The organism is Rahnella sp. AA (assembly GCF_002834385.1).
GTDB lineage: Bacteria > Pseudomonadota > Gammaproteobacteria > Enterobacterales > Enterobacteriaceae > Rahnella.
This window is the reverse complement of record NZ_PITQ01000006.1, coordinates 67547-93279: the sequence shown is the minus strand read 5'-3', so window position 1 is coordinate 93279 and position 25733 is coordinate 67547. Positions and strand designations below refer to the sequence as shown.

At 50.3% G+C, this 25733-nt stretch carries 21 protein-coding genes and 1 pseudogene; 10 read left to right on the top strand and 12 right to left on the bottom strand.

The window, feature by feature from the left end:
- Positions 1-13: 13 nt before the first annotated feature.
- On the bottom strand, positions 14-586 hold the full coding sequence (mntP, locus tag CWS43_RS15545; RefSeq protein WP_101077930.1) for a manganese efflux pump MntP: 573 nt from the start codon (positions 584-586) through the stop codon (positions 14-16).
- Positions 587-893: 307 nt separating this feature from the next.
- On the bottom strand, positions 894-1925 hold the full coding sequence (locus CWS43_RS15540; RefSeq protein WP_101077929.1) for a sensor domain-containing diguanylate cyclase: 1032 nt from the start codon (positions 1923-1925) through the stop codon (positions 894-896).
- Positions 1926-2820: 895 nt separating this feature from the next.
- Here CWS43_RS15540 and CWS43_RS15535 point away from each other — a divergent pair.
- Positions 2821-3735: a GGDEF domain-containing protein gene (locus CWS43_RS15535; RefSeq protein WP_157825402.1), complete on the top strand. Its 915-nt coding sequence runs from the start codon at positions 2821-2823 to the stop codon at positions 3733-3735.
- A gap of 70 nt (positions 3736-3805) precedes the next feature.
- Here CWS43_RS15535 and CWS43_RS15530 read toward each other — a convergent pair whose 3' ends face one another.
- Positions 3806-4525, bottom strand: a complete 720-nt coding sequence (locus CWS43_RS15530; protein WP_157825401.1) for an EAL domain-containing protein — start codon at positions 4523-4525, stop codon at positions 3806-3808.
- Between the two features lie 440 nt (positions 4526-4965).
- On the opposite strand from CWS43_RS15530, the gene CWS43_RS15525 reads away from it, so the two are divergent.
- Positions 4966-6729 carry an EAL domain-containing protein gene (locus CWS43_RS15525; RefSeq protein ID WP_101077926.1) on the top strand — a complete coding sequence of 588 codons (1764 nt, stop codon included), beginning with the start codon at positions 4966-4968 and terminating at the stop codon, positions 6727-6729.
- A gap of 93 nt (positions 6730-6822) precedes the next feature.
- On the opposite strand, the gene CWS43_RS15520 is transcribed toward CWS43_RS15525, so the two are convergent.
- From CWS43_RS15520 to CWS43_RS15505, 4 genes are all read right to left on the bottom strand, one after another.
- Positions 6823-7851, bottom strand: a complete 1029-nt coding sequence (locus CWS43_RS15520; RefSeq protein ID WP_101077925.1) for a LacI family DNA-binding transcriptional regulator — start codon at positions 7849-7851, stop codon at positions 6823-6825.
- A gap of 30 nt (positions 7852-7881) precedes the next feature.
- Positions 7882-9291, bottom strand: a complete 1410-nt coding sequence (locus tag CWS43_RS15515) for a sucrose-6-phosphate hydrolase (protein WP_101078218.1) — start codon at positions 9289-9291, stop codon at positions 7882-7884.
- Positions 9291-10661, bottom strand: a complete 1371-nt coding sequence (locus tag CWS43_RS15510; protein WP_101077924.1) for a sucrose-specific PTS transporter subunit IIBC — start codon at positions 10659-10661, stop codon at positions 9291-9293. Before CWS43_RS15510 ends, CWS43_RS15515 begins: the two co-directional genes overlap by 1 nt.
- Before the next feature lie 74 nt (positions 10662-10735).
- A complete protein-coding gene (locus tag CWS43_RS15505) occupies positions 10736-12316 on the bottom strand; it encodes a carbohydrate porin (protein WP_101077923.1) in 1581 nt (526 codons plus the stop codon).
- Between the two features lie 254 nt (positions 12317-12570).
- Here CWS43_RS15505 and CWS43_RS15500 point away from each other — a divergent pair, with 254 nt between their 5' ends.
- Entirely contained in the window at positions 12571-13512 is a 942-nt protein-coding gene (locus CWS43_RS15500) for an aminoimidazole riboside kinase (RefSeq protein ID WP_101078217.1), read from the top strand.
- A gap of 157 nt (positions 13513-13669) precedes the next feature.
- Here CWS43_RS15500 and umuC read toward each other — a convergent pair whose 3' ends face one another.
- The 3 genes and pseudogenes from umuC to CWS43_RS15485 form a co-directional block, all read right to left on the bottom strand.
- Positions 13670-14932, bottom strand: a complete 1263-nt coding sequence (gene umuC / locus CWS43_RS15495; RefSeq protein ID WP_101077922.1) for a translesion error-prone DNA polymerase V subunit UmuC — start codon at positions 14930-14932, stop codon at positions 13670-13672.
- On the bottom strand, positions 14916-15350 hold the full coding sequence (gene umuD / locus CWS43_RS15490; RefSeq protein WP_101078216.1) for a translesion error-prone DNA polymerase V autoproteolytic subunit: 435 nt from the start codon (positions 15348-15350) through the stop codon (positions 14916-14918). The genes umuC and umuD overlap by 17 nt, the downstream gene beginning before the upstream one ends.
- Positions 15351-15582: 232 nt before the next feature.
- Positions 15583-15780: pseudogene (locus tag CWS43_RS15485) on the bottom strand (LysR family transcriptional regulator); the annotation flags it as partial.
- Between the two features lie 333 nt (positions 15781-16113).
- On the opposite strand from CWS43_RS15485, the gene CWS43_RS15480 reads away from it, so the two are divergent.
- The 4 genes from CWS43_RS15480 (at position 16114) to kup (ending at position 20547) form a co-directional block, all read left to right on the top strand.
- The gene (locus tag CWS43_RS15480) at positions 16114-16419 is read left to right on the top strand and encodes a LysR substrate-binding domain-containing protein (RefSeq protein ID WP_101077921.1); all 306 of its coding nucleotides are present in this window, start codon (positions 16114-16116) and stop codon (positions 16417-16419) included.
- 149 nt (positions 16420-16568) lie between these two features.
- Positions 16569-17330, top strand: coding sequence for a glucose 1-dehydrogenase (locus CWS43_RS15475; protein WP_101077920.1), 762 nt, complete (start codon positions 16569-16571; stop codon positions 17328-17330).
- Positions 17331-17458: 128 nt separating this feature from the next.
- Entirely contained in the window at positions 17459-18499 is a 1041-nt protein-coding gene (locus CWS43_RS15470) for an oxidoreductase (protein WP_101077919.1), read from the top strand.
- Positions 18500-18672: 173 nt separating this feature from the next.
- On the top strand, positions 18673-20547 hold the full coding sequence (gene kup / locus CWS43_RS15465) for a low affinity potassium transporter Kup (RefSeq protein ID WP_101077918.1): 1875 nt from the start codon (positions 18673-18675) through the stop codon (positions 20545-20547).
- A gap of 64 nt (positions 20548-20611) precedes the next feature.
- On the opposite strand, the gene CWS43_RS15460 is transcribed toward kup, so the two are convergent.
- Positions 20612-21385 (bottom strand): hypothetical protein, encoded by a 774-nt coding sequence (locus CWS43_RS15460; protein WP_101077917.1) that lies wholly within the window; start codon positions 21383-21385, stop codon positions 20612-20614.
- Positions 21386-21489: 104 nt separating this feature from the next.
- Complete coding sequence (locus CWS43_RS15455) at positions 21490-22302, bottom strand: alpha/beta fold hydrolase (protein WP_101077916.1); 813 nt, start codon at positions 22300-22302, stop codon at positions 21490-21492.
- A gap of 142 nt (positions 22303-22444) precedes the next feature.
- Between CWS43_RS15455 and CWS43_RS15450 the strand changes: the two genes are divergently transcribed.
- The 3 genes from CWS43_RS15450 to CWS43_RS15440 all read left to right on the top strand — a co-directional run bounded on the left by CWS43_RS15450 (position 22445) and on the right by CWS43_RS15440 (position 25731).
- Entirely contained in the window at positions 22445-23317 is an 873-nt protein-coding gene (locus tag CWS43_RS15450; protein ID WP_232776996.1) for a LysR family transcriptional regulator, read from the top strand.
- A gap of 146 nt (positions 23318-23463) precedes the next feature.
- Positions 23464-24462 (top strand): ROK family protein, encoded by a 999-nt coding sequence (locus tag CWS43_RS15445; protein WP_101077914.1) that lies wholly within the window; start codon positions 23464-23466, stop codon positions 24460-24462.
- 96 nt (positions 24463-24558) lie between these two features.
- Positions 24559-25731, top strand: a complete 1173-nt coding sequence (locus CWS43_RS15440; protein WP_101077913.1) for an MFS transporter — start codon at positions 24559-24561, stop codon at positions 25729-25731.
- Positions 25732-25733: the final 2 nt, after the last annotated feature.

Below are 25733 nucleotides of genomic sequence, written 5' to 3'. Positions count from 1 at the left end.
TGACTGGCCGGTTTTAGCCCAGCAGACCCAGATGTTCGACGAGGATGGAAGTGCCGATACCGATCAGCACCACGCCGCCGAGGATTTCAGCCCATTTACCTATTGCTGCGCCAAGGAACCGGCCAAGCAGCATGCCAGAAGTTGCCATGATGGTGGTGGCTGCACCGATGGCCAGTGCCATCACCAGAATATTGACCTGAAGGAAAGCCAGACCGACGCCGACGGCCATTGCGTCCAGGCTGGTCGCCACAGCGGTCGTCACCAGCAGCCAAAAACCGTGGCGGCGCGGCGCTTCGGCTTCTTCGGCGTTGTCTTTTTTGAATGCTTCCACAATCATGCGGATACCGAGGATCAGCAGCAGGGTGAATGCCACCCAGTGATCCCAGCTCATAATGAACTGGCTGGCCGCAAGCCCGATGCCCCATCCAATGACCGGCGTTATGGCTTCAATTACGCCAAAAATTAAACCGGTTCGTAATGCCTCTTTCAGTGGTGGGCGGTGCAATGAAGCCCCTTTACCGATGGCTGCCGCGAAGGCATCCATAGACATGCCGAAAGACAGAATGAGGATGGTATAAAGTTGCATAAAACGGACCAGTCAGGCCTTCATGACTAAAAAAGGCTGTTTATTAAAAGAGGAGTGCAGTTTGCCACAAAACTAAAAATAAAAAAACCAGTATATTCAACATGTTATAGTACTGGTTAAGAATGTTAGCACAGGCTATATTTGTATGAAATGGCTTCAAATTGATGAAAATGGCAGCGCGGCAATGTAAAAATATCAGTCATCATAATGATTTATGCTGAGCCAGGGTTATTCAATGAATCTCATCTTTTTGTCGCCATCCCGGTTTTTGTGATTGGCGAAATAGCACAAAAAAGGATGCGGAAGGCTACTCTCTGTTCTCCGCGTCGTGATCCATTCTTCTGTGTTTCTTATCGAGATACATTGCCTGATCGGCCTCGTGTATCGCCTGATCGGGGTCGGTGACGGCGGGATTGATGGCGATGGCTCCGATACTCGGCCCCTCGTAATTGATCGTGCAAGAATGCAGTTTGTATTCGCCGCTGAGCAGGTTCTTCAGACGGGTTTTGAACTCATGCGCCGCGCGCTGTGCTTCGTCAAAATCAGCCGGACCTTCTCCTGCCACGATAAATTCATCCCCCCCGACGCGACCAAGAATTTCGGCGTCACTCACCCCTTCTTTAAGCCGTTGTCCGACCGCCGAAAGAAAATCGTCTCCGGTCTCATGCCCGTATTGATCATTGATTTGTTTGAAATTATCCAAATCGGTGAAAGCGACCAGAACATAGTGTGACTCATCGCTGGCATGTTCGAACAACTGAGGCAACTGCTCAAACACCGCACGACGATTGGGAAGCTTTGTCAGTTCATCCGTATAGCTGACCGCAGTCAGTGCCGCATTGGCCTGTTGCAGCTTTTTCAGGAGTTGTTCATTTTGAATTTGCTGGGCGATAAGCTGGGCAAAGAGCTGAAGTACCTGCTCACTGCGCTCCGACAATTCCCGGTGTTCAGTGCTTGCGGCGCATAAAGTGCCATACAGCGATCCATCAGAAAGCATGACCGGGGTGCTGACATAAGTGTGAATGCCTAAGTCTTTTGCCGCCTGAGAATCCCCCCAAATGCCGGCTACATCGCAGGTGTAACGCTTTCCTTCATCGAGCGCACGTTTGCAGAGGGTGTCATCCCAGGGCACAGAAAGCCCTTCGGGGATCTGCATTTTGCGGGTGTTACGCGAGAACAGAATATGCTGCTGGCTGTTGTCTGGCTCAATGCGGGTCAGGTAGGTTGACTCCATATTGGTTACCAGTTCGAGCATTTCCAAAAGCTGGCGGACAAGGCCTTCTAACGTGTATTCGGATTCTAACGCACTGGAAATGCGCTCAATGAGATTATCAGACATTCTCTCAGTAAAACCTTCTTCAAATTGTCATGCTGCGTGCACCACGGATGCGGGGATTTTAACATATAACTTATCTGAATAGTCTCTTTGAGGGATTAAAATATCAAAATCAATTTCTTTCAATTGATTGAATTTAAACGAAATAAATTAATTTACGTTAAGGTGAGGGGGGCAAGGTGTGCTGAAGTATTACGGACAATTTGAGATCACAAATGCTCTGTTATCAGGGGCAGTCCACCGCGCGGGTTTTTACTAAGCAATGAACAGACTCAGGTTTACGTTAAGTTTGCTAATTATGTTTTCGTTGTATTTGCCCGCCTGGTTTTTAATAAGATAAATGAAGCCGCCTATTCGCCGGTCGCAGGAGAAATACCTTCTTTCATCACGCAGCTATTGAATTTCCAATTCTTCCTTGTTTTGGAATACCGAATGCACATTTTCCCTGGCCAGGGGGATTATTCCAGTCAGGATCAATATTGTAGCTACCATGGGTATCAATATAAAATGTCATAAGAAAGGTTTTGTTTCGCGTTATTAATTCTTTAGAGATATTAATGGGTTGTCTTTAATCAATCCAAAATCGTCCAGGATTAGGGAGTAAAATTTTTAGTTATAAAACCTGAGTTTTCGAGCCTGGCAAGATAACCTATCCCGATAACAAAGCCTGTTTCTCCCGGGTGTGGTTCCTTGTTACTTCTTAGCGGAGAAGATACACTCTTCCGTGCGATTTAATTATAGTGGCTACCATGTTATGGATTTCATAGAGTTAACCTTTATTAACACGCTTATAGGTATATGTGTCACTTATACATGCATTTCCATTCCATTGATAAACTATAGAACCGCTCTGAGCGAACAAGTATTATTTAAAATGTTGCTAGGGATAGTCCTGGGTTTGGCTAGCATCTATTTATTCAAAATCGGGGAGCAACACAACACCAGTATTTACAGCGTTATCATATCGCCAATCACTTTTGGACTCATTGTTTTCGGATATCAAACATTTTTTGCAAGTCTGGTTGTGAGTGCTGTATTTTTATTTGGTATTTCGACATTTTATGATGCGTTTTCTCTCGTGTACTTTGTAATTCTACTGCTTTTTTATATCAGGGGGCAGATGAGGATCCGTTACGTAATATATGCATACTGCATTGCGCAAGCCTTTAATCTGCTCACACACGTCAGTGCACTTAATGAAAATGGATATTGGACTCTTGCAATTATTAAAACCATCTTGAGTTTGCTCTATATCTCGCTGGTTTATGTTTTTTTAAATAACTTAATAAACTTATCTAAAAGAGAGGTGTTTTTCAAAAACGCTTCAAAAACAGATCCTCTTACGGGAATTAATAATCGAAGAAGCATTGATGCCTATATTGAATCCCTGAGTGAATCTTATGGTGAGAGATTTTGTGTTCTCATGCTAGATATTGATAATTTTAAATATTTAAATGATAAATTTGGCCATCCTTTTGGAGATAAAGTGATTAAGAGGATTGCTTATCTTGTGAGGGAAAATATCAGGGATAATGATTTCGCCGGCAGGTATGGCGGGGAGGAGTTTATTGTATTTATAAACGCAGATTTACACAATGCAACGAAGATAGCAGAAGACATCAGACTTGTTATACAGGATAACAAAATGAAATTTGATGGTCATGAGGTGCATGTGACTGTTTCTATAGGTATTTCTGAACGCACTGACACGCAATCTGTGTTTGAGACTATATCAATCGCTGATAATGCGCTCTATACAGCGAAAACGAGCGGGAAGAATAAAACCATGACACTCAGTGAATCCGCCGCCTGACGTTGTTGCCTTTTGGGTCGCGGCAGATGACTCATTTTCTGATACCTCTTATCGGGATAGACCAACTAATTTATAAATGAGAATAACCTTTTCCCGGCATCAGTATTTCGATATCTTCTAACGGAACTGAGGGGAATAGAAAACCTTGGGCGCAAGATATGCCACTATATTGCAGATTTCTTAACTGGGTTCCAGTTTCAACACCTTCAACAATGATCGAACTACAATATTGACTGATGTTATCAATAATGGTAGCCCACATGACTGAATTTCCATTTTCCCAAAAGAATTTTTTATCTATTTTTACTGATTCAAATTTAGTGTTTTTTAAAGTGTTTATGTTGCTGAAATTAGTACCGTAGTCATCTAACCATAATTTATATTTTCCAGCCAGTGTGTCTACTAAGATATTTCCTTCTGCTTTATCTATTTTAGGGAAATGCTCAGATATTTCTAATCTTATAAAGTCATTATTGTCCAAGATATCTTTTATATGATGATCTTCAAGTATAAGAATCGCCATGCCTTGGTCGATATTAAGAGAACAAAGTAATTTGTTTTTTTTGAAAAATGACGATAGGGCGTTAATTTCGTTTAGTTGTGTTAGCAATAATTCATGCTTGTATTTTATATCCAGTGAACTGATGAATTTTTGTGGTTCGATTTTTTCGCCGCTGAACCCTCCTTCAAAGCTTGTTAATAGTTCCACTGCGTATAGTAAACCTCCGACATTATAAATGGGTTCACATCTGAATTTGCATAAGACTTGAAAATTTAAACGTAACATCATTTCCTCCTTAAAAGTCTTCCATTTCGCAGTGTTAATCATTGATCAATTTCGCAAATTAATAAACCTATATTGATCGATTTTACCTATGATAAAACCTATTGATTAACATCTATTGATCGATGAAACAAATCCAATTCTCTGATTTTGAGTGTTAAATATTTTTGAAAAAAGGCCAGAAACATTAGCAACCATAATATTTTTTGGTGCCACGATATGACAAATATTCCTTTGTTCCTCACGGCGACGGAGTTTTCTATTCAAGAACCCGCTCAGCAATCATGGAGGGGCCTTGCGATAGCTGCCACTGACATTTACTGGGAAACTTTATAATGAGGCTATAGGATAGGATCGACGTCGAAGTTGTTACCTTTATCAGGCTAACAGAGGTATTACGCCAGACAAGGCAATGGAAAAAAGACTCACTACACTGGAGTATTGCTATGTTGACTGATCTCAGCAGCGATGAAAGTAAAAAACGCGCAGCGATAAGCATGCTTAAGAGCCACGATGAGATTCGGGACGAGGCGCTAAAAAAATATACTCTCCTGGCCTGCCAGTTACTCAAGATGCCGATGTGCTTCGTGTCAGTTCTGGATGATGAAAAGCAGTACATTAAATCAGCACAGAATATTACGGTAACTGAAACCAGCCTCGGCGAGGCGTTTTGCACAAATACGCTGGAGCAAGGTGAAACGTATATTTGTACAGATACTCAACGGCATCCGGATTTCAAAACTTATGAAGCCGTTACAAAATCCCCCTTTGTTCGTTTTTATGCCGGTTGCCCGCTCAAAACACAGGACGGGATCGCCGTAGGTACGCTGTGTCTTTTAGATACTCAGCCTCGCATCCTGTCAGATGAGCAGATCAACATTTTTGAACAGTTGGCAGGGCTGGTATCGGGTTTTCTAGCGTCCTGGTATAACGTCGGGTATATCGACATTGTGACGCTGCTGCCAAACCGGCAACGGATGCTCAAAGATATCTCTGTTTCAAAAGAGAGCACGCTTAAGCTCGTCATCATTGACTGTATCGACATGCCTTTTGCGTACGAAATGGCCCGCTCACTTGGCATGACTGCCGTAGAAAATTTATTGCGTGACATGTCGGTGCAACTTCAGGCCAGACTGCAACTGACTGAGCAGCTCTATGTTGTGGCAGTAGGAAGGTTTGCTTATTTCACCTACGAAAAAGAGAATTTGGCTCTCGAAAATATCGCCCTGTGTCTGCGGGGAATACAGGCCAAAATCAATCCTGAAGTTCCTCTGGATTTGGATATTCACATCGGCGATTCAGGAAGTTGTGATAGCTCTATGACGTCGGTAGAAATCTTGCGGCGCGCGGTCAGCGCATTGCATGAAGCGATAAGTCGCGGCTACCGGTTTATGACCTATGATGAGGCGCTGGATAACCAGAAGAAGAATGATTTTAGCCTGCTCACCGGCCTGAGAGAGGCCCTCCACGAAGACCGGGGATTGTATCTGGTCTATCAGCCGAAGGTCTCGCTGGTGACGGGCCGGGTTACGGGTGTCGAAGCGTTGCTGCGCTGGAAACATGCAGAGTATGGCGAAGTGCTGCCTGGGCTGTTTATTCCGCTGGTGGAAAGAACCAGCCTGATGCGGGAGCTCACGGGATGGGTGATTGATCATGCTATCGCCCAGTTAAGCCAGTGGCGTGATCGGGGAATTTTTTTGCCTGTTTCTATTAATCTGGCCGCCAGCGATTTTTCACGGCCCGATTTTGCGGATGAACTTGAACAGAAAATACTAAATGCCGGGCTGACACCTGCTTTACTCGGTGTTGAATGTTTAGAAACGGAGAGGATGCTGGAAAACCCTGCGACTCTAAACGGGCTGGAGATGCTGAAGTTACGCGGATTTAGTATATCACTGGATGACTTCGGTTCCGGCTACAGTAACATCAACTATCTGCGCCAGATCCCGATGGATATCATTAAGCTTGACCGTTCGATTGTCAGTAAGATTGCCAGCGATAAAGCCAGCCGCATCGTTGTCCATAACGTTGTCAGGTTGCTTAAACAACTCGATTATGTGGTGCTGGCCGAAGGTGTAGAAGATGACAAAACGGTAGAGATATTACGTGAGCTGTGCTGTGACGAAGTGCAGGGATATGTTTATGCCAGGCCGATGATGGCCAGAGATTTGGAAGTCTGGTATGACGCAAGAAATGAACGTCGTCCTTAGCGTTAAAGCAAAAAAACTCTCAGTGGTGGCGGTGGGAGTATTGCCCTGACTTTTCTGCGATATTGGCGTAACCCCCGTGGTAATGCTCTGTATTCAGCTTATTGATTCCGATGAATCAGGGTGCCGCCAGTGTAATTTGGGCGTTAAATAGCTTTGAATGTACTCTATGGGTTGTTCATTGATAAGACTGATTATCATCTCAAAACAATGTATTGCCAGCGCCTGGCAATCCTGTGCGACGGTATCAATTTTCACCGTCAGTGAATCATAAAGATAATGGTCGTCAAAACTGCATAAATGAATATCACTCTCAAGCAGTTTGTGTTGGCTCATATAGCGTAATACCCCTTCCATCAGCCCGCAGGACGCGACATACAGCGCTTTGGGTGGACGCCCGAGCCGGGCGCAGAGATTGGCAAACATTTCATAACCTGAGCTCGGATGATAATTACCGTACATAATCCACTCAGGATTCAGGCTGACACCCGCACGCTCAAGCCCCAGCTGATAACCGGCAAGACGGTCGCGCGTTGGAGAAATGCGTGGCTGGCCGCCGAGAAAATAAAATTCGTCCGGATGCTTTTTCGCAACCCGGGCGACCAGTTCAGCCGAGGATTCGATGGCTTCGCACACGACCAGGGGCAATTGCGTTTCCTGCAAATGCCGGTCAAACAGAACCACCGGTAACTGCTGGCTGATTTTTACGTATTCCGCATCGCTGAGCATACTGGACGCCACGATCAGTCCGTCTACCTGACGCTGGATAAGGTTGTTCACCACCATGGTTTCCTGACTGGTGTTCTCATCCGTGCAGGCAATCAGCAGTTGCATGCCGTTCTCGCGACAGAGCGTTTCAAGCTCATTGGAACAGGCCGCAAAACCGTAGTTGGTCATTTCCGGGACAACCAGACCCAGCGTGAAGCTGCGGGTGACGTTAAGTGAACGGGCGTGGATACTGGGCTGATAATGCTGCTCAGCGGCCACCGCAAGCACGCGATCGCGCGTCGTATCGGAGATGCGAAACTTCTTGCTGTGTCCGTTAAGAACCTGGCTGGCAGTCGATTTCGACACGCCAGCCAGCTCTGCTATGCCACTGATAGTGATGCGTTTGGTCTTTTTCACTGCGCCATATTCTGTTGTCCGGAAAGGTTTTTATTCTAACACGCAATCGGCTAACAGCCAGTGGCGCAGCGTAATCTGATGATGTCCGCTGAAGTTTAATAATGCCGGTAATACAGGGAAGTAGCGTGAAGTCATCACCGCTTCCCCGTCGTTGATGAAAATCTCAATGCTGGAACTGTCACACAGCACAGTCAGTTTGCGTAACGAGCCCTGCCAGAAACGTTCTTCCGGTAATCCGGTGCGCCGGTTTTTACGCATCAGATGCAGACATTCACCGTCCCATCTCAGCAGCAGGTCTCCGCCAAAATCAGCGCTGAAGGCCTGTACGGTTTCAATTTCCACTTCAGCACGGGTAACATCCCAAACCGGTGCGTCGTCCGCCAGCCCTTGCCACTCCTGCATGTCGCCGCGAAGAGCCTGCAATTCACGGGCAGGGCGCTGAATAATTTTACCGGCCATAAGCGTCAGTTCGCGCGGGCAGGTCAGGGTATGCAGCCAGCCGTTTTCCACCGTTGGCTGATAAAACTCATCGCCATCCGGGATACCCATCCAGCCAATAAGCAACCGGCGACCATCGTCGGTTTGCGTCGTTTGTGGTGCATAAAACTCAAATCCCAGATCCAACTCCGTGAAATCACCGTGTGGGAATTTTGCCTTTTCGGTATCCAGATGCCCGACAAAATAGCCCGACTGGAAGGTATTCAGATAACGATCGGCTTGCGCAGGCAGACCTTGCGGGCAGCAAATCAGCACGTCCTGACCGTCCAGTCTGAATAAATCCGGGCACTCCCACATGTAACCGAAATCCCCTAATCCGTTCAGATTCGATCCGGCTATTTCGCCCAGAGATTCCCAGCTGAGCAGGTCGTCGGAACGGAGCAGTAAGACTTTGCCCTGAAGGCTGAGATCCTGCGCGCCGAGCACCATGTACCAGTGATAACCCTTTCGCCAGACTTTCGGATCACGGACGTGACCGGTATACCCTTCGGGCAAATCCAGCACCGGACCGGTTTTGTCAAATTCGCCTTTTGCGTTTTCACGCGCCAGACACTGGAACGCCGTGCGGCTGCCATCAGGGTATTTCACGTTTCCGGTATAGATCAGCGTCAGGTGACTGTGATCGCTGACCGCAGAGCCGGAATAACAGCCGTGGGTTTCGTAGGCTTCCGACGGTGCCAGCGCCAGCGGTTCGTGCCGCCAGCTCAGTAAATCCGCCGAACTCCAGTGCCCCCAGAATTTCGCACCATGCGTACAGGCCAGCGGATTCCACTGATAGAAAACATGGTAACGGCCTTTATGCTGAATAAATCCGTTCGGATCGTTGAGTAATCCAACCGGCGGCGCAAGATGCCAGCCGGGCCGGTAAGGGTCAGACGCTGCTTTGACCTGCCCTGCAACTACGCTGCGCAGGGCTTGTTTGAGCAAGCTCGTTTCCGTCATCATTCACTCTCCGTTTTGTATTTCAGCAACAACGACAGCAGGAATGCGCTGCCAAAAGCAATCACCAGGCCAATCAGATAGCTGAGGATCGAACTGGCTTGTACGATCGCCAGCCCCGGAATACCGGTCAGGCCTACGGCCGTCATATTCACGTGCATTGCCACCACCCAGGCACCGCCCAGCGCACCACCCGCCAGCGCGGCGAGGAAGGGTTTCATGAATCGCAGGTTAATACCAAAAATTGCCGCTTCGGTAATGCCCAGCATGGCCGAGAAGGCCGAAGGCACGGCGATGGCTTTGATTTTGGCATCCTTCGTTTTGAAATAAACCGCCAGACAGGCACCGCCTTGCGCCACGTTCGCCATTGACCAGATCGGCAGCAGGAAGTTAACGCCAATACTCGGATTACCCAGCAGCCCGGCTTCAATCGCATGGAAGCTGTGATGGATCCCGGTGATCACAATCACGGAATACAGTCCGCCAAATACCAGCCCGGCCAACCAGCCTGCATGCGCGATCAGCGTGCTGAGCACAAACGAAATTCCGTCACCCAGCGCACGACCGGCGGGGCCGATAATCAGGAAAGCGATGAATCCCGAAATGATCACCGTCAGGAACGGTGTGAGGATTAAATCCAGTGCATCAGGGATGATTTTTCGCAGGCGTTTTTCAATGAAACTCATGAACCAGACCGCCAGCAACACCGGGAATACCGTGCCCTGATAGCCGATCATCGCAATTTCAATACCAAAGAAATTCATGGTATGGAAACCGCTGGCAACGCCCCAGGCATTAGTCAGCGCAGGGTGAGTCAGAATGCCGCCCAGCGTGGCCCCCAGGAACGGATTACCGCCAAATTCACGTGCCGCCGTGAAGCCAATCAGGATAGGCAGAATGATAAATGCCGCCGAGCTGAACATGTCGAGCATGATAAAAATCGCGCTCTCAGGATTGGCCCAACCGTAGGTTTTCACCATACCGAGCAGGCCCATCAGGAGACCGGAAGCCACAATCGCCGGAATAATCGGCACAAAAATGTTGGATAACACGCGGGCAATGCGCTGGAACGGATTCAGTTTTCGCGCCGCGATATCCGCCGCTTCAGACTTGCTCGACTCGCTGATGCCTGCCACTTTGATGAACTCGGCGTAAACCTTATTCACCAGACCGGTACCAAAAATAATCTGTATCTGGCCCGCATTGCTGAAGCAGCCTTTCACACCTTCAATTTTCTCAATAGCACTTTTATTGATCAGGCTGTCGTCGGCCAGCACCAGACGCAGGCGCGTTGCGCAGTGTGCCGCGCTGGCGATATTGTCTTTGCCGCCAAGCAATGGCAGCAACTCCGTGGCAATTGCATTGATATTCATCTTGTCCCTTACTGTATTTTTATGGACATCGCCCGGCCAGACCGGGCGCAGCCTCGTCAATCACACCCTGTTTTTTAGAACCAGGTTTCCATCTGGATACCAAAATTCCACTGTCCGCCAGCGGTAAAACCATCCGTGCCGAACGAATCGCTGGAAGAATAGCGGTCGAGCTCTTTACTCCAGTCCATATAACTGGCGAAGAAGCGAATTTCCGGGCGGCTCAGCATGTCGCTGATATCGCCTACTTTGAACGTTGGCGCAAAGGTCAGTTTGTAGAATCCGCCTTTCACTTTGTTGTAATCGTTGTAGCCCTGCGGGTCGAGATTCATGTACTGATAGCTGCCTTCATAGGCCAGCTCGAAGTTTTCAGTGATCTTCTGAATCAGGCGGGTGTTGAAGGTCACCCATTTGTAATCGTCGCCGGAGATGTAGCGGTCTTTACTCTGCTGCGCCAGAACGGCAGGGGCGATGCTCCAGTTTTTGCTTAACGGCGTGATCCCGTAAGTCGCCAGACGCAGCGTATTCGCGTCATCGGTCAGATGACCGTCCGAACCCAGCGCTTTAACTTCTGCACCCAGGCCATGACCGTAAAGCAGTGCTGTCGTGGATGTCCCGTCGCGCAGCCCGTAGAAGCTGTCCCCGTGGTACGCCAGCATCGTATGGAAGCCGGTATCCGCGGCATTCGTGATGCCCTGTGTTCCGGTATTTTCGCGATCCTGATTGTTTTTGGCGCGCAGGCCGCTAAGCATCCACTGGAAAGGCCCGGCGTAGTTGTTCGCCGTAACAATGTAGTTCTCAATCCGCGTATCGTCTTTGTTCTTATTTTCGAGATCGTCAAAGTTACGCCCGTAAAGTGAGAAGTTACTTTTCAGGTTGTCTCCCCATTTGACGTCATAGATACCGCCGCCGGTCCCTGCAAGGAAGATGATGTCGGAGTCGAGGAAGTGAATGTCGAAATTATCGCGATCAAATCTTTTACCTGCCCACAGCGTCGAATCTTTCCACGGGCCGCTGAACGTCGGCAAAGAGCCTAATTCAACAAACGCCTGGCGGATGTTCAGATCGCTGGTTGCACCGGTCCAGTCGTTATAACTGCGCTGGCCGTCCGCCAGCATGACTTTGTAGCGGGAGGTCGCGCCGCTGGCCATGGTCTGGTTATGCTCCAGATTTAATTCAACGTAGGTGTTGTTTTCGTTGCCCAGACGTCCCACCGCACCGCCGGTTTGCCCGGCAGGAGTTACATAAGGGCCGCTTTCCGTTGATGTACCGGAATCATTCATGATCACGCCGGAACGCGCATAACCTGAGAATTTGAATCCTTCAGGCGCACTGCTGGTTTTATTGTTAATGCTGGCTAACGATTCCGTACGTTCAGCTACTTCAGCCGTTTTTTGCTGATTTATTTCAGCATTCCTGGCCACCTGACGGGTTTGCTGCTCATTGTTAGCAGTGCGTGTTTCCAGCGTTTTCACCTGTTTTTCTGCTTCGGTGGCGCGGGCTTCTGCTTTCTCTGCGCGGTTCTCGGCGAGTTGCAGCCTTTTCTCCAGAGCATTCAGCCGGGCTTCAATGGCACTGGCCGATGTATCCGCTCCCTGGGCGGCACCCGAAAGAATTAATCCAATAGCAACAGCAAGATAGCGAGGTTTCATCATCATTTTTATCCCTCAAGGTAAGTGTAATTATTATGAGAAAACCATTTTTGCTAAATTGCTAAACTGGTTTTCCTGAGCACAATAATCATCCGCACCTGGTTTAATCAATGATGTTTTACCGGCAGATCTCGTAATTGTGATCCTCTTTGCAAAATATCACTAAACTCGGATAATTCATTTGTACTTGCTTAGCTAAACCGGTTCTTCTACTTTATATGGAAATTTAGCCACACAGGAAATGAATACAGGGAATGAAAATGAAAAATCGAATTTGGGTGCTGGGCGATGCGGTAGTGGATTTAATTCCGGAAGAGGATGGCCGCTTATTGAAATGCCCGGGAGGCGCGCCCGCGAACGTTGCAGTCGGGATCAGTCGCCTGGGAGGCGAAAGTGCATTTATCGGGCGGGTAGGGGATGACCCGTTTGGAAAGTTCCTGACGAAAACGTTGAGTGCTGAAGGCGTAGACACCGAGCATATGCTGCTGGACGCGAGTCATCGCACGTCAACCGTTGTGGTTGAAAACGATGCTGAAGGAGAGCGCTCTTTTACCTTTATGGTGCGTCCGGGCGCAGACTTATTCCTTCGACCTACAGATATTCCTGCCTTCAAAGCCGGGCAGTTTCTGCATCTGTGTTCCATTGCTTTATCCGCAGAACCCAGCCGCTCTTCCGCCGTGCTGGCGATGGCGCAGATGAAAGCTGCTGGCGGCGTCGTTTGTTTTGATCCGAATATTCGCCACGACTTATGGCCGGATGAAAATCAGTTACGTGATTGCCTGAATCAGGCGCTGTCGATGGCCGATATCATCAAGATTTCTGAAGACGAGCTGGAATATCTGACGGGTGAAGCGCTGCTTTCCGAGGGAATTCTGCGTTTGTGCAACCGTCATAATCCTGAACTCTTGCTGGTCACACAGGGTAAAAATGGCGTGTCGGTATACCGCAAAAAAGATGCGTCGTTAATGCAATATCCGGCTCCTGACGTTAAAGCCTTAGATACGACCGGCGCGGGTGATGCGTTTGTCGCCGGATTGCTGGCCGGGCTGGCGCAACACTGGCCGTTGGATTCAGATCAGGCGTGGGAGCAAACAGTCCGTCAGGCTCTGGCTTGCGGAGCGCTGGCCACCACAGCAAGAGGGGCAATGACGGCATTACCGGATCGCATAAATTTAGATAAGTTTTACTCTCTGATGCCCTGAATTGTATTTACCCATACCTAATCTGGTAGTTATCGTTTATTTATGCTGAATATACTTGGGTTTTTTTGACACTTTTTTTTGCCTCATAACAATGTTCATTTCAACATTTCGATTGTTTATATAAAACTTATAAGAACATAACTATATGATATTAAATCTATTTGACGATCGGCAGATCTGAATATCGTGTTGTATAACATGGAGACAACATTTCACGCTTCATCGCCCAGGATTTCCGGGCTCCCTGGCCGGCAAACCACACTGAACCCCGGCCAGAACGATTCAGTTGATCGACGACCTGCATTAACGCAGCACTGTTTTTTTGCGGTGGGTGTTCGTCAAACAGATTAAGCTGCGCCACTCCCTGGCTGAAGAAGTCACTCAGCATCACGCCAGCTTTCATATAGCGATATCCGGAAATCCAGATGCGGTCGAGTGCTGCGGTCGCCAGATGTATAATATCCCGCGTATCATTAGTGGGCGTCATCAGCTTGCCCGATGACTGGTTGCCATAGAAAACTTCATTCTGCGCATGCGGACTGGTTCGAATAAACACGCTGATATAACAGCAAAATTGTTTCTCCTCGCGCAATTTCTCGGCGGCGCGTTCGGCATAGGCACAGATTGCCTCATGCATATCGCCATACTCGGTGATACGGCTACCAAAAGAGCGGCTGCATATTATTTGTTGTTTAGTCGGAGAAAACTCTTCCAGCCCTAAACACGGTTCACCCCGCAATTCTCTTGACGTTCTTTCCAGCACTATATTGAAGTGCTTACGAAGCACCCAACTTGAGCAATCGGCCAGATGCAGGGCGGTTTCAATCCCCATCAGATTCAGTTTTTTACTGATCCGCCGACCCACGCCCCACACCTCGCTGGCTGGCACCAGCGCCAGCAGTTTACGCTGACGATCAACATTCGATAAATCGACGACTCCGCCGGTTTTTTTCCACGTTTTTGCTGCGTGGTTAGCCAGCTTGGCTAACGTTTTGGTGGGGGCAATCCCGACACCAACGGCCAGCCCGGTTTCTCTGAGCAGGCGTTTGCGGATTTCGTGACCGAACACTTCAAGGTCGATGCAGTTCCTGACGCCCGTCAGGTCGAGAAAAGCTTCATCAATCGAATAAATCTCCAGCTTCGGGGCCATATCTTCAAGGATAGTCATCACACGATGGCTCATATCGGCATACAACGCGTAATTGGAACTGAACACCTGTACCTTCTGGCGCTTCAGTTCATCCTGTAGCTTGAAATAGGGTCCGGCCATGCCAATTCCTAACGCCTTCGCTTCTGCTGAACGTGAAATGATGCATCCGTCATTATTTGAAACGACAACGACAGGTTTACCTTGCAGATCTGGCCGGAAAACCGTCTCGCAGGAGGTGTAGAAACTGTTGACATCAACAAGCGCGAACATGTCTGTTGGCCTTCAGGGTAAATGTCACCACGCCAAAAATTTCCAACTCCTCTTCTGCTCCGAAAACGATGGGAGAATAATGGGGATTATGAGGCACGAGCTGAAGGCGGGGGGAGGTTTGAAGTTCTTTCACCGTGAATTCGCCCGCGACTGCAGCAATCACGATATCACCATGAACGGCGGACAGTGAACGGTCTACAACCAGCAAGTCACCATGGCTGATGCCTGCGCCGACCATCGAATCGCCACTGACCCTGACAAAGTACGTTGCGCTGGGATGCCTGACGACAAGTTTATTCAGATCAAGGCTGTCCTCAACGTAATCCTGTGCCGGGCTGGGAAAGCCGCAAGGCACCCGTTCTATAAAGAGTGGAAGAGGGAGCGTTATATCGGATTGGCAGGGGGTAATAAATTGCATCATCGGCACTCAAAATTACTGTATTTATGTACAGTATGCATGATTGTTCCGATCGTTCAAGAGCTACGGCAAGGGGGTTTCTGAAAGCCGTTGAAGATCCTCTGAATTTAAGTTGGGGTCAGATCCTGAATACCCGACGATCTGGCTTTCCGGATGACGATCTGCTGATACTCCGCTAAACGAAGTAACAGGGCGTTTAGCGGATCAGGCATTTGTCTTTTTCGGGCACGTTTTAAATCTGGGTTTTGTTAATTAAAAAGTCCACCAGCGTTTTTACTCTTCGCGTTTTACCCGTGTTTTTTAAATAGTACAGATATACCGGAGGATATGTTTTCCAGTAAGGCTCCATGACAGGAATAAACCGGGCATTATCGGGCTGCATTGCGTAAACAGGTTCAAATAATCTGCCAATTCCCAGCCCGTTACGTATTATCTTGGCCCCAAGACATAACGGAGAGACTTTAAGGCCACTGCGGCCAAGGTTTCTGTAATTCATCGTGTTCCTCTTAACTAGCTGTTTATTCGTGCTGACATGATTTTTTGCTGAAATGAAAGGGGCATCATGACATCAGTTAATGAAAATCAGCGTCAATGGTCTCATTCAGTGATTAATTGATATATAGCCGATTCATGAATCATCATCATAAGTGAATGCAATATTGGTGCATTAATATTATTAACGCGGGCAGGTATTATTCGTTTCAGGCAGATATTTGAATCCCGTCAGTCCTGATGCCGGTCAGGCAATTGATGTCAGTTTAAGATTTTTCACCGGTCTCTGGTCAGCCACGGTGGGTTTTATGTCTGGGAGTTTAAAAACGACGGTAAAGACGTCAGAGCCCGGGTTGAGGGGCAGATAGTCTTTAATACCGTTTTCCAAACGGTCGATGCTGCCGCAGATGGTTACGGTATTGCCCATGTGCCTGAAGACTTAGCCACTGAATATATCAGACAGGGGGAATTAACCCTGATACTTGAGAACTGGACCCCATACCGGGAAGGCTTACATATATTTTATTCGAGCCACCGGCAGTCTTCAAATGCAATGAAAATAGTCGTTGATGCATGACGTTATCAGGCCTGATTTATTCTCCTCATATATAACAATCTTCGCATAGATAAGTCGAAAAAGAGTATCAAACGCCATGAATAAATAATGGCGCGATGCAGTGCTGTTAATTTCACCAGAATGAATGTCTCAATAAAATAGGAACTGAAATGAATACACCATTTAAAAATCAGGTGGCCCTGGTCACGGGTGCGGCTTCCGGTATGGGGTTAGCTGCTGCAAAAGCTTTTGCACAGGCCGGTGCCCGTGTGGCCTTAGCCGATATTAATGGCCCTGCGGTGACGGCAGCGGCACAAGAATTAGTGACTGCCGGTTATCAGGCATTGGGGATCCGTTGCGATGTCGCCGATATCAATGACGTGAAAAATATGGTGGAACACACCGTGGCGACTTTTGGGCGCCTGGATTATGCGTTCAATAATGCCGGCGTGCAAAGCCCGGTCTCCGAGACTGCCGATGCTGACCCCAAAGATTACGATTTTGTGATGGACGTTAATTTACGGGGCATCTGGAACTGCATGAAATATGAGCTGATTGAGATGCGCAGGCAGGGCAGCGGGGCTATCGTTAACAACTCTTCCCTGGGGGGATTAGTCGGGATTGCCGAACGGGGAATCTATCATGCGTCTAAACACGGCGTGGTGGGGTTAACGAAAAGTGCAGGCCTTGAATACGCAGATAAAGGTATCCGGATCAATGCAGTCTGTCCGGGGATTATCGAAACGCCGATGGTATCAGGCATGCTTGAATCTCAGGCAGAAGCTATGGCCGGGATGATGAAAGAAGTGCCCATGCGCCGGCTGGGGCGCGCGGAGGAAATCGCCGATGCGGTGCTCTGGCTGTGCAGCCCGGCCTCCAGCTTTATTGTCGGCCACGCCTTGCCTGTTGATGGCGGATATACCGTCCGTTAATTTGTATCCCCCAAGGCCTGAGCGAACCCATACGCTCAGGCAGGAAAATTCAGCTCGTTACGCTTTTACTTTGCGTAAAGTAATCGATTACAATGTTGCGAAAAGGTAAGGCAAACAGAGGATCGATGATGAGTGAAAAAATTCGTGTCGGGCTGGTCGGATATGGTTTCGCCAGCAAAACGTTTCATGCCCCGCTGATTACAGGGACTTCAGAAATGGTGTTAGCGGCGGTCTCAAGCAGTGATGCCGCCAAAGTTCACGCTGACTGGCCGGCAATGCAGGTGGTTGCTGATCCGCAAGCCCTGTTTGATGACCCGACGTTAGACCTGATTGTGATCCCGACCCCTAATGACACCCATTTCCCGCTGGCCAGAGCGGCGCTGAATGCGGGTAAACATGTTGTTGTCGATAAACCCTTTACCGTGACGCTGGCTCAGGCAAAGGAGCTTGATGCACTGGCAAAAGAGAAAGGGCTGTTACTTTCCGTGTTCCATAACCGCCGCTGGGACAGTGATTTCCTGACGCTCAAAAAACTGCTGGCAGACGGCACGCTGGGTGAAGTGAGTTACGTGGAATCTCACTTTGACCGTTTCCGCCCGGAAGTGCGTCAGCGCTGGCGTGAAATGAAAGGGGCAGGGAGTGGCATTTGGTTTGACCTTGGCCCGCATATTCTCGACCAGGCGTTGCAACTGTTTGGCGTACCGGTAGCAATTAATGTTGATATGGCACAGTTGCGGCCAAACGCACAGACCACGGATTATTTTCATGCAGTGCTGACTTATCCGCAGCGCCGTGTCGTGCTGCATGGCAGCATGCTGGTGGCGGCAGAATCTGCACGATTCCAGGTGCACGGTACGCGCGGAAGCTACGTAAAGTTCGGGCTGGATCCTCAGGAAGATAACCTGAAAGCCGGAGCCCGCCCGCCTTGTGAAAACTGGGGGTTCGACGCGCGTGACGGTGTCCTGACCCTGGCCGAAGGCGACACCATGACGGAATCTGTTTACCCGACGCTGCCGGGGAATTATCCGGCTTATTACGCTGGTATCCGCGACGCAATTAACGGCAAAGGGGAAAACCCGGTGCCCGCCGCCGACGCTATTGCGGTGATGGAACTGATCGAACTGGGTCAGGAATCAGCGGATAAACGCCAGACCCTTCAGGCAGGCTAACCCCTTCAGGGCGGCATCATGTCGCCCGTTTTATTCATGCTCCTGTTCGCTTCAGTGCACCGAATCCGGTGGCAGTAAAAGATAATAACTTGTTAATGAAATTGAACAAATGTAGCGGCTATACTCTCTAAATGGAGTGACAAATGTTACTCCGAGACTTAGTGAAGCCACTCATGAAGCATACAAAAAATAAATCATCGCTGCTTACTGTGACTGTGGCTTGTATCGGTGTCGTGTATGGCGATATCGGTACCAGCCCGTTGTATACCCTGCGTGAATGTCTGACCGGACAGGCGGGCATTACCGTGACACCCGGTTCCCTTTTTGGCTTTTTATCACTTATTTTCTGGCTGCTGATGCTGGTGGTGTCGGTCAAATACATCAGTTTCGTGATGCGTGCCGACAGTGACGGCGAAGGCGGTATTCTGACCCTGATGTCGCTGGCTATCCGTAATCTCAACCCGCGATGGATCCCCATTATCATGTTTCTCGGGCTGGTGGGGGGCAGCTTCTTTTATGGTGACGGCGTGATCACGCCAGCGATTTCGGTACTTTCTGCCATTGAAGGGCTGGAGATTATCGAACCTTCGCTCGATCGTTTCATCATTCCATTCTCAATTGCGGTGCTGACGCTGCTGTTTTTTATTCAGAAAAACGGCACCGGCAGCGTGGGGAAAATCTTCGCGCCCGTCATGGTGTTGTGGTTTGTCACCATCGGCGCGTTGGGCATTGGCGGCATCGTGCGTAACCCTGACGTTTTACACGCGCTGAACCCATACTGGGCGCTGCATTTCTTTGTGGAATTCAAAACGGTATCGTTTTTTGCTCTCGGAATGGTGGTGCTGTCAGTCACCGGCGGCGAGGCGCTGTACGCCGATATGGGGCACTTTGGTAAAAAACCGATCCGCATTGCCTGGTTTATTCTGGTCGGACCGTCGCTGGTGATGAATTATTTCGGGCAAGGGGCGTTGCTGCTGAGTAAACCCGATGCAATCGCGAACCCGTTTTTCCTGCTGGCACCCGGCTGGGCGCTGATCCCTCTGCTGATCCTGGCAACGCTGGCGACCGTTATCGCCTCGCAGGCGGTGATCTCCGGCGTATTCTCGCTGACCCGCCAGGCCGTGCGGCTGGGATATCTGCCGCCGATGCGCATCATCTATACCTCAGATGAGGAATCGGGGCAGATTTACATCCCGGTCGTTAACTGGTTGCTGTATTTCGCGGTACTGATCGCCATCCTCAGTTTCAAACACTCCAGTAATCTGGCGTCGGCCTATGGGATTGTCGTGACAGGAACCATGGTCATTACCTCGCTGCTGATTGGCATTGTGATGGTTAAAAATTGGGGATGGAATACCTGGGCTGGCGGGCTGCTGATGACGGTAATGATGTTGATCGACGTGCCGTTATTTGCGGCCAACCTGACCAAACTGTTCTCCGGCGGCTGGCTGCCGGTGGCAATTGGTTTGGTGATTCTGGTGATCATGCTGACCTGGAAAACGGAACGAAACCGCCTGCTGCGCCGTCTGCGGCAAGATCCTGAAGCGCTGGAATCCCTGATTGCTTCGCTGGAAAAAGCGCCACCCAAACGCGTGCCGGGTACTGCGGTGGTGATGTCGCGCGGGCAATACGAAGTGCCGCTGGTGTTGCTGCACAACCTCAAGCACAACAAAATCTTGCATGAACGTGTGGTGCTGCTGACGGTGGCGACAGAGGATGTGCCGTATGTACACAACGTGCGGCGGGTAACCATTGAGCAGCTTTCGCCCAGTTTCTGGCGGGTGATAGCCAGTTATGGCTGGCGGGAAAAGCCGAATGTGACCGATATCCTTTATCGCTGCGGGCTGGAAGGGCTGAAATGTACCATGAACGAAACGTCGTTCTTTATGTCGCGGGACACCTTTATTCTCGGCGATCCGCGCCCGTGGTATCTGAAGGCACGTGGCAAGTTATTTCAGATATTACAGCGAAACTCATTACGCGCGCCCGAGCATTACCATATTCCACCCAACAGGGTGATTGAGCTGGGTGCCGTTGTGAAATTCTAAAAGCAGACGTCCCGTTTCTGGCTGAAATAATCCGGAAACGGGACGTGCGGGGAGATCGGGCTGATTAGCTCTGCGGATCCTGAAGCTCGGTGATGTTTGCGGCCTGAGGCGATGACGTCGTAGTATCGGTCTGTGACTGTAAAACGGTGACCGGCACGGATTGTGTACTGGTCTGCGTTGCCGGGGGGGTAGTGCTTTCAGTCTGTGTTGCTGTGGCCGGCGCTGTTGCTGGTGCTGCCGGAGTGGCCGGTGTAGTTGTCGTCGCTGGTGTTGATGTTGTCGTCGACGTCGTGGCAGGCGCTGCCGTTGCCGGTGTTGCGGTTGTTGATGTCGCAGACGCAGCGGGTGTTGCCGCCTGGGTTTGCCCGTCCGTTGCCGGAGCTTCGGTTTCAATTTGCTTTGGCAAAGCCGGAATTGGGTCTAACGGCATCGATTCTGACTTAGGTTTCGGGACCGGGGTTGGCGCACGAACCTGGAATGTCGGTTTGAGATTCGCAACAGAATAGGCCACATGGCTGATATCGTTACGCGATGTTGTCACATCGACCGGCGAAATGGTCACGCGCCCAATCAGTGAACGGGCATAACCACCGACTTTATGTTTCCCCTCGGGAAGCTGCACCTCGAGATCCTCGCCTATCCCCAGCGCACCGGCATCTTTGCCATCAATGGTGACATAAATTTTTGTGCCATCGTCGGTTTTCGTCTGAACGTGGGCTACGGTCAGCCGTGTTGAACCGAGGTCAAAAGCCGTAGCGGGTGCAGTTGTATTCGTTTTTGCGCAACCTGTCAGCGCAAAAACGGCCGCAACGGCGGCCAGGGGGAAACGATAACTCATAGTACGGCGTCTTCCTTTAAGGGATTTTTGTGATCTGGCTATCAATATACCTGATCATGCAGGAGAGATGAACGCTCCTGCAGGGAACTCGGAAGAGTCTGTTGTTAGCAATCATTAACCGTAACGCAGGATTTTGCGGTCGTTTTGCGAGTTTTATGTGTGGTTATGATATCTGCAATCTGTTGTGGCGCTTCAACGGGTAACAGATGCCCTTTATTTTCCAGAAAATAGACATCTGCTAAAGGGTAGCTGGCGATGATGTGCGCTTTCACAACGGCTACGGGGTCAACGCGGTCAAGTTCTCCGGCAATGATGACCACCGGTACGTTGATTTGTGCGGCTTTATCGCGAAGGTCTTCCTGCATCCCGGTATCAATCCATCCGGCCGTTGCCTGAGGGCTCAGACGCAACGCATCGGTGATCAGCTGCTCACGATTGTGTTCTGAAACCGCACTACCCGTGAGAACATTCTCCAGCGTCCAGATAACGGCCTCGCGGCTGGCGTAGGTGCTTTTCATCTGCCCGCGCTGTGTGGCAGTAAAATTCATCGGGGACAACGGAGAAGAAGCAACAAGCACCAGGCCTGCCAGCCCCTCCGGTTGTCTGCTGGCCAGCAGTTGCGCTGCTTTGCCTCCCATTGAATGCCCGACAAGAATGTAACGGGTCAGCCCGAGAGCCGTAATAACATTGAGAACATCGTCAGCATGGTCTTGTGTCCGGTAGCCTTCATCAGGAGCTTCTGATTCACCGGCACCACGGGCATCAATGGCAATACAGCGGAATGTGTCACGTAATAACGCCACAACCGGATCCCATGTCTGCGAAGACCCACCCCAGAAGTGCAGGAAGACCAGTGCGGTTTCGCCTTTTTGCGTGTCTGTCACGTTCAGATTATTGCCGTTGCTTAAAATTTTCATGATTTGCTCTCTGTGAAGGCGCGTCTGTAAGCGAGCGCCGTGCAGATATTTTCCAGAGGATCGTGAAAGTATGGAATATGCTAATTTATCTGTATGGTGTAAACCATAAGTACATAGAGGGTGAGGCGCTGTGGATCGTTTTATGAGCTTGTCTGTATTTGTGTCGGCCATTGAAGAAGGCAGTATCGCGGCGGCCGGCAGACGCTTCGGCCTTTCCGCCGTTATGGCTGGCCGCTATCTTTCTGCCCTGGAAAAATCACTCTCGGTCAGGCTGATCGAGCGCACGACGCATCGTTTAAGCCTGACTGACGCAGGGGCAGCTTATTTTGCCCGCAGCAAACACATTCTGGAAACGCTGGAGCAGGCAAATGCTGAGGCCGCGGATTTACAGGCCACGCCGCGCGGCACCCTGAGAATTGCGGCGCCCACCACTTTCGGATCAATGTATCTGGGCCCTGTGGTTGCGCGGTTCATGGCAGAGTTTCCCCAGGTTGAGGTTGCATTACATTTGCAGGATCGTTTTGTCGATCTGGTAGAAGAAGGGGTGGATCTTGCTGTCAGGATCGGAAATCTGCCCGATTCAGATCTGGTGGCGCGCAAAATCAGAGACTACCGGCTGATGGCATGCGCCTCGCCGGAGTATCTGAAGAGTGCGGGCATTCCGCAAACGCCGGCTGATTTACAATCGCACCAGTTGCTGGGCTATATTGGCGCAGTCACGGCTGAGCCCTGGCATTTTACCAGCGATGACGGCAAGGCGGTTACGGTGGAGACCCGTTGTCGTTTTATGGCTAATAATACGGCAGTCATGCTGGAAGTGGCATTATGTGGCTCGGGTATTGTGTACGGCCCTGATTTTGTTTTTGCAAAATCTCTGGCCGGGGGCCGTCTGGTGCCGGTTTTAGCCGCCTATACCGGTGCATCGCTGCCATTGCACGCGATTACGCCGACATCAAAACATGTCAATTTTAAAACCCGCCTGTTTATTGACCGGCTGAAGCAGGCTTTCGGCTGAATGGCTTCGCCTGCGTCTGCGAAAAGGGAAGGAATGCAATAGACCATTATCACCTCCTTGCTGCTTTTTCTCTGTGAACGGATAAAAGTCTGTTCCCCGGCTTTGTGTTAAATTACTGCCATTCTTTTCTGTATCTCCGAGGCAACATGATCACTCCTTTAAACCGTACAACCCGTGAAATGAAGATCAATAATGTGGTGCTCGTCACTAATGCATTGAAATCATTGGGTTCGGCGACGAAGGCGGATTTAGCGAATGCAACAGGGCTGAGTATCGCCACCTGCGGCGCGGTGCTCAATGAGCTGAGCCTGAGCGGCGAGGTGCTGGCGCTGGAGCGGGAGGAATCTCGCGGCGGAAGGCCCGCGCAGCGGTATGCGTACAACCCGGATTACTTTTCGTTGCTGAGCCTGTATGCACAGGGTAGCGACAGCGCAGCACAAATTATCTGGTCGGTGAATTCGGCAACGGGCAAGAGCCTGGCGCAGGGAGAAGTGCGGTTTTTACCGTCCACGCTGGAGGCTTTTTATCAGCATATCGGCGGCCTGCTGGCGGATTACCCGAACATTAAAGCGCTGGGCGTCGGTTTGCCGGGTGTGGTGGTGAAAGGTTCCGTGGCGACCTGCGATATCAGCGCGTTTGCCGGTGTGCCTGTTGAGCAACAATTGCGGGATCGCTTTGGTATTTACGTGCAAGCCGATAACGATATGAACTATACCGCGTACGGTTTTTATCGCAGCAGCTGCGCAGGCGTCACCGCGCCGGTGGCTTACATTTTTAAACCCGAGGCCCCTTGTCTTGGATGCGGCATGGTGATTAATGGCCAGGTATTGCAGGGCGCAACCCAGTTTGCGGGGGAAGTTTCCAACCTGCCGTACGCGGGGATGAATACACTGCCGGTGGCGGATGAAATGGCGAAAGTCATCGTCTCGCTGGCCGCCATTATTAACCCGGTCACCGTCGCGCTTTCCGGCACGAAAATCAGTAACACGATGCTGGCTGAGATCACAGCACGTTGTCTCCCGTTCATCCCCGAACAACATATGCCAGCCCTTATTTACCGCCCGTCGATGCGTCAGGATTACCTGCAAGGCATCACTGAACTGACCCTGAGCAACTATAATCTGCACGTCGTTTTCGGCGCTTAGCGTTCCCGCACATTGACTTTATTCTTTGCCAGCCCCTATACTGTTTACTTATTAAAAGTCTTTTAATAAGTAAATTACACCGAGCAGGAGAAAGCCTTGTCATTTTCATCTGAAGTAGAAAATACCTCTGCGTGGGTCGGTGCACCGGCTAAACGGGTTGCCACACGGATGATGTTTTTTGTCACCGGAACGGCGATGGGGCTTTGGGGGGCGCTGGTGCCTTATGCGCAGCTGCGCACGCAATCTGAAGCCGGTACTCTCGGGCTATTATTGTTGTGCCTGGGTGCGGGTTCGTTGCTCTCCATGCTCGGCTCCGGGCGGATCATTGGCCGGTTCGGTTGCCGGGCGGTCATTATTGCCGCTGTGATTGTGTACTGCCTGATGCTGCCGTTGCTGGCAACATTGAGTGACATCTGGCTGCTGGCGGTGAGTCTGTTTATTTTCGGAATGGGGATTGGGCTGGCCGATGTTGCTGTGAACGTGCAGGGTACGCTGGTCGAGCAGGCGGCAGATAAACCGCTGATGTCCGGCTTTCATTGCCTGTGGAGCGTTGGCGGTATCGCCGGGGCGGGCGGGGGTTCGTTGCTGCTGAGTGCAGGTATCACGCCGCCGGGCACCACCCTTTGTGCGGTAGCGCTGGTCGCCGCGGGGACGGTTTATTCCTTACGCGGGTTGCTGCCCTTTGGCGTACATGAAGAGGGCGGCGCTGAGGGAAAACCCAAAGCCAGGCCGAACTTCCGGTTGGTGCTGATGGCCGTGATGGCAATGATCTGCTTTATGGCGGAAGGCGCGGTACTCGACTGGGGCGGTGTATTCCTCACCGGGGAACGGGGGCTTTCACTGGAACATGCGGGCTGGGGATTTGCCGTGTTTGCCGTTGCGATGTCGCTGATGCGTCTGACGGGGGATGCGATTGTCAGTGCGCTGGGGCGTAAACGCATTCTGATTATCGGCGGGATACTGGGTATTGCCGGATATCTGATGGTGGTATTGCTGCCAGGCTGGATCCTGCCGTTGTGCGGCTTCGCTTTGGTCGGGATCGGTGCCGCAAACATCGTGCCGGTGCTGATTACGCTCGCGGGCCAGGAGAAAGTCATGCCGGTGAACATGTCTGTTGCGCTGGTCGCCACGCTCGGGTATCTCGGCGTGCTTGGCGGCCCTGCGCTGATCGGCTTTATCGCCCATCTTACCAGCCTTTATGTGGCATTCGGCGGGGTCGCCGCCGCGTTTTTAGTCATCACGTTTGGCGCCTGTAAGCTGAAGTATTGATT

Bases quoted from the DNA above. Each gene is read 5' to 3' on its own strand.
- mntP (WP_101077930.1), bottom strand. From the start codon at position 586: ATGCAACTTTATACCATCCTCATTCTGTCTTTCGGCATGTCTATGGAT.
- CWS43_RS15540 (WP_101077929.1), bottom strand. From the start codon at position 1,925: ATGTCTGATAATCTCATTGAGCGCATTTCCAGTGCGTTAGAATCCGAA.
- CWS43_RS15530 (WP_157825401.1), bottom strand. From the start codon at position 4,525: ATGATGTTACGTTTAAATTTTCAAGTCTTATGCAAATTCAGATGTGAA.
- CWS43_RS15525 (WP_101077926.1), top strand. From the start codon at position 4,966: ATGTTGACTGATCTCAGCAGCGATGAAAGTAAAAAACGCGCAGCGATA.
- CWS43_RS15515 (WP_101078218.1), bottom strand. From the start codon at position 9,291: ATGACGGAAACGAGCTTGCTCAAACAAGCCCTGCGCAGCGTAGTTGCA.
- CWS43_RS15510 (WP_101077924.1), bottom strand. From the start codon at position 10,661: ATGAATATCAATGCAATTGCCACGGAGTTGCTGCCATTGCTTGGCGGC.
- CWS43_RS15505 (WP_101077923.1), bottom strand. From the start codon at position 12,316: ATGATGATGAAACCTCGCTATCTTGCTGTTGCTATTGGATTAATTCTT.
- CWS43_RS15500 (WP_101078217.1), top strand. From the start codon at position 12,571: ATGAAAAATCGAATTTGGGTGCTGGGCGATGCGGTAGTGGATTTAATT.
- umuC (WP_101077922.1), bottom strand. From the start codon at position 14,932: ATGTTCGCGCTTGTTGATGTCAACAGTTTCTACACCTCCTGCGAGACG.
- umuD (WP_101078216.1), bottom strand. From the start codon at position 15,350: ATGCAATTTATTACCCCCTGCCAATCCGATATAACGCTCCCTCTTCCA.
- CWS43_RS15475 (WP_101077920.1), top strand. From the start codon at position 16,569: ATGAATACACCATTTAAAAATCAGGTGGCCCTGGTCACGGGTGCGGCT.
- CWS43_RS15470 (WP_101077919.1), top strand. From the start codon at position 17,459: ATGAGTGAAAAAATTCGTGTCGGGCTGGTCGGATATGGTTTCGCCAGC.
- kup (WP_101077918.1), top strand. From the start codon at position 18,673: ATGAAGCATACAAAAAATAAATCATCGCTGCTTACTGTGACTGTGGCT.
- CWS43_RS15460 (WP_101077917.1), bottom strand. From the start codon at position 21,385: ATGAGTTATCGTTTCCCCCTGGCCGCCGTTGCGGCCGTTTTTGCGCTG.
- CWS43_RS15455 (WP_101077916.1), bottom strand. From the start codon at position 22,302: ATGAAAATTTTAAGCAACGGCAATAATCTGAACGTGACAGACACGCAA.
- CWS43_RS15450 (WP_232776996.1), top strand. From the start codon at position 22,445: ATGAGCTTGTCTGTATTTGTGTCGGCCATTGAAGAAGGCAGTATCGCG.
- CWS43_RS15445 (WP_101077914.1), top strand. From the start codon at position 23,464: ATGATCACTCCTTTAAACCGTACAACCCGTGAAATGAAGATCAATAAT.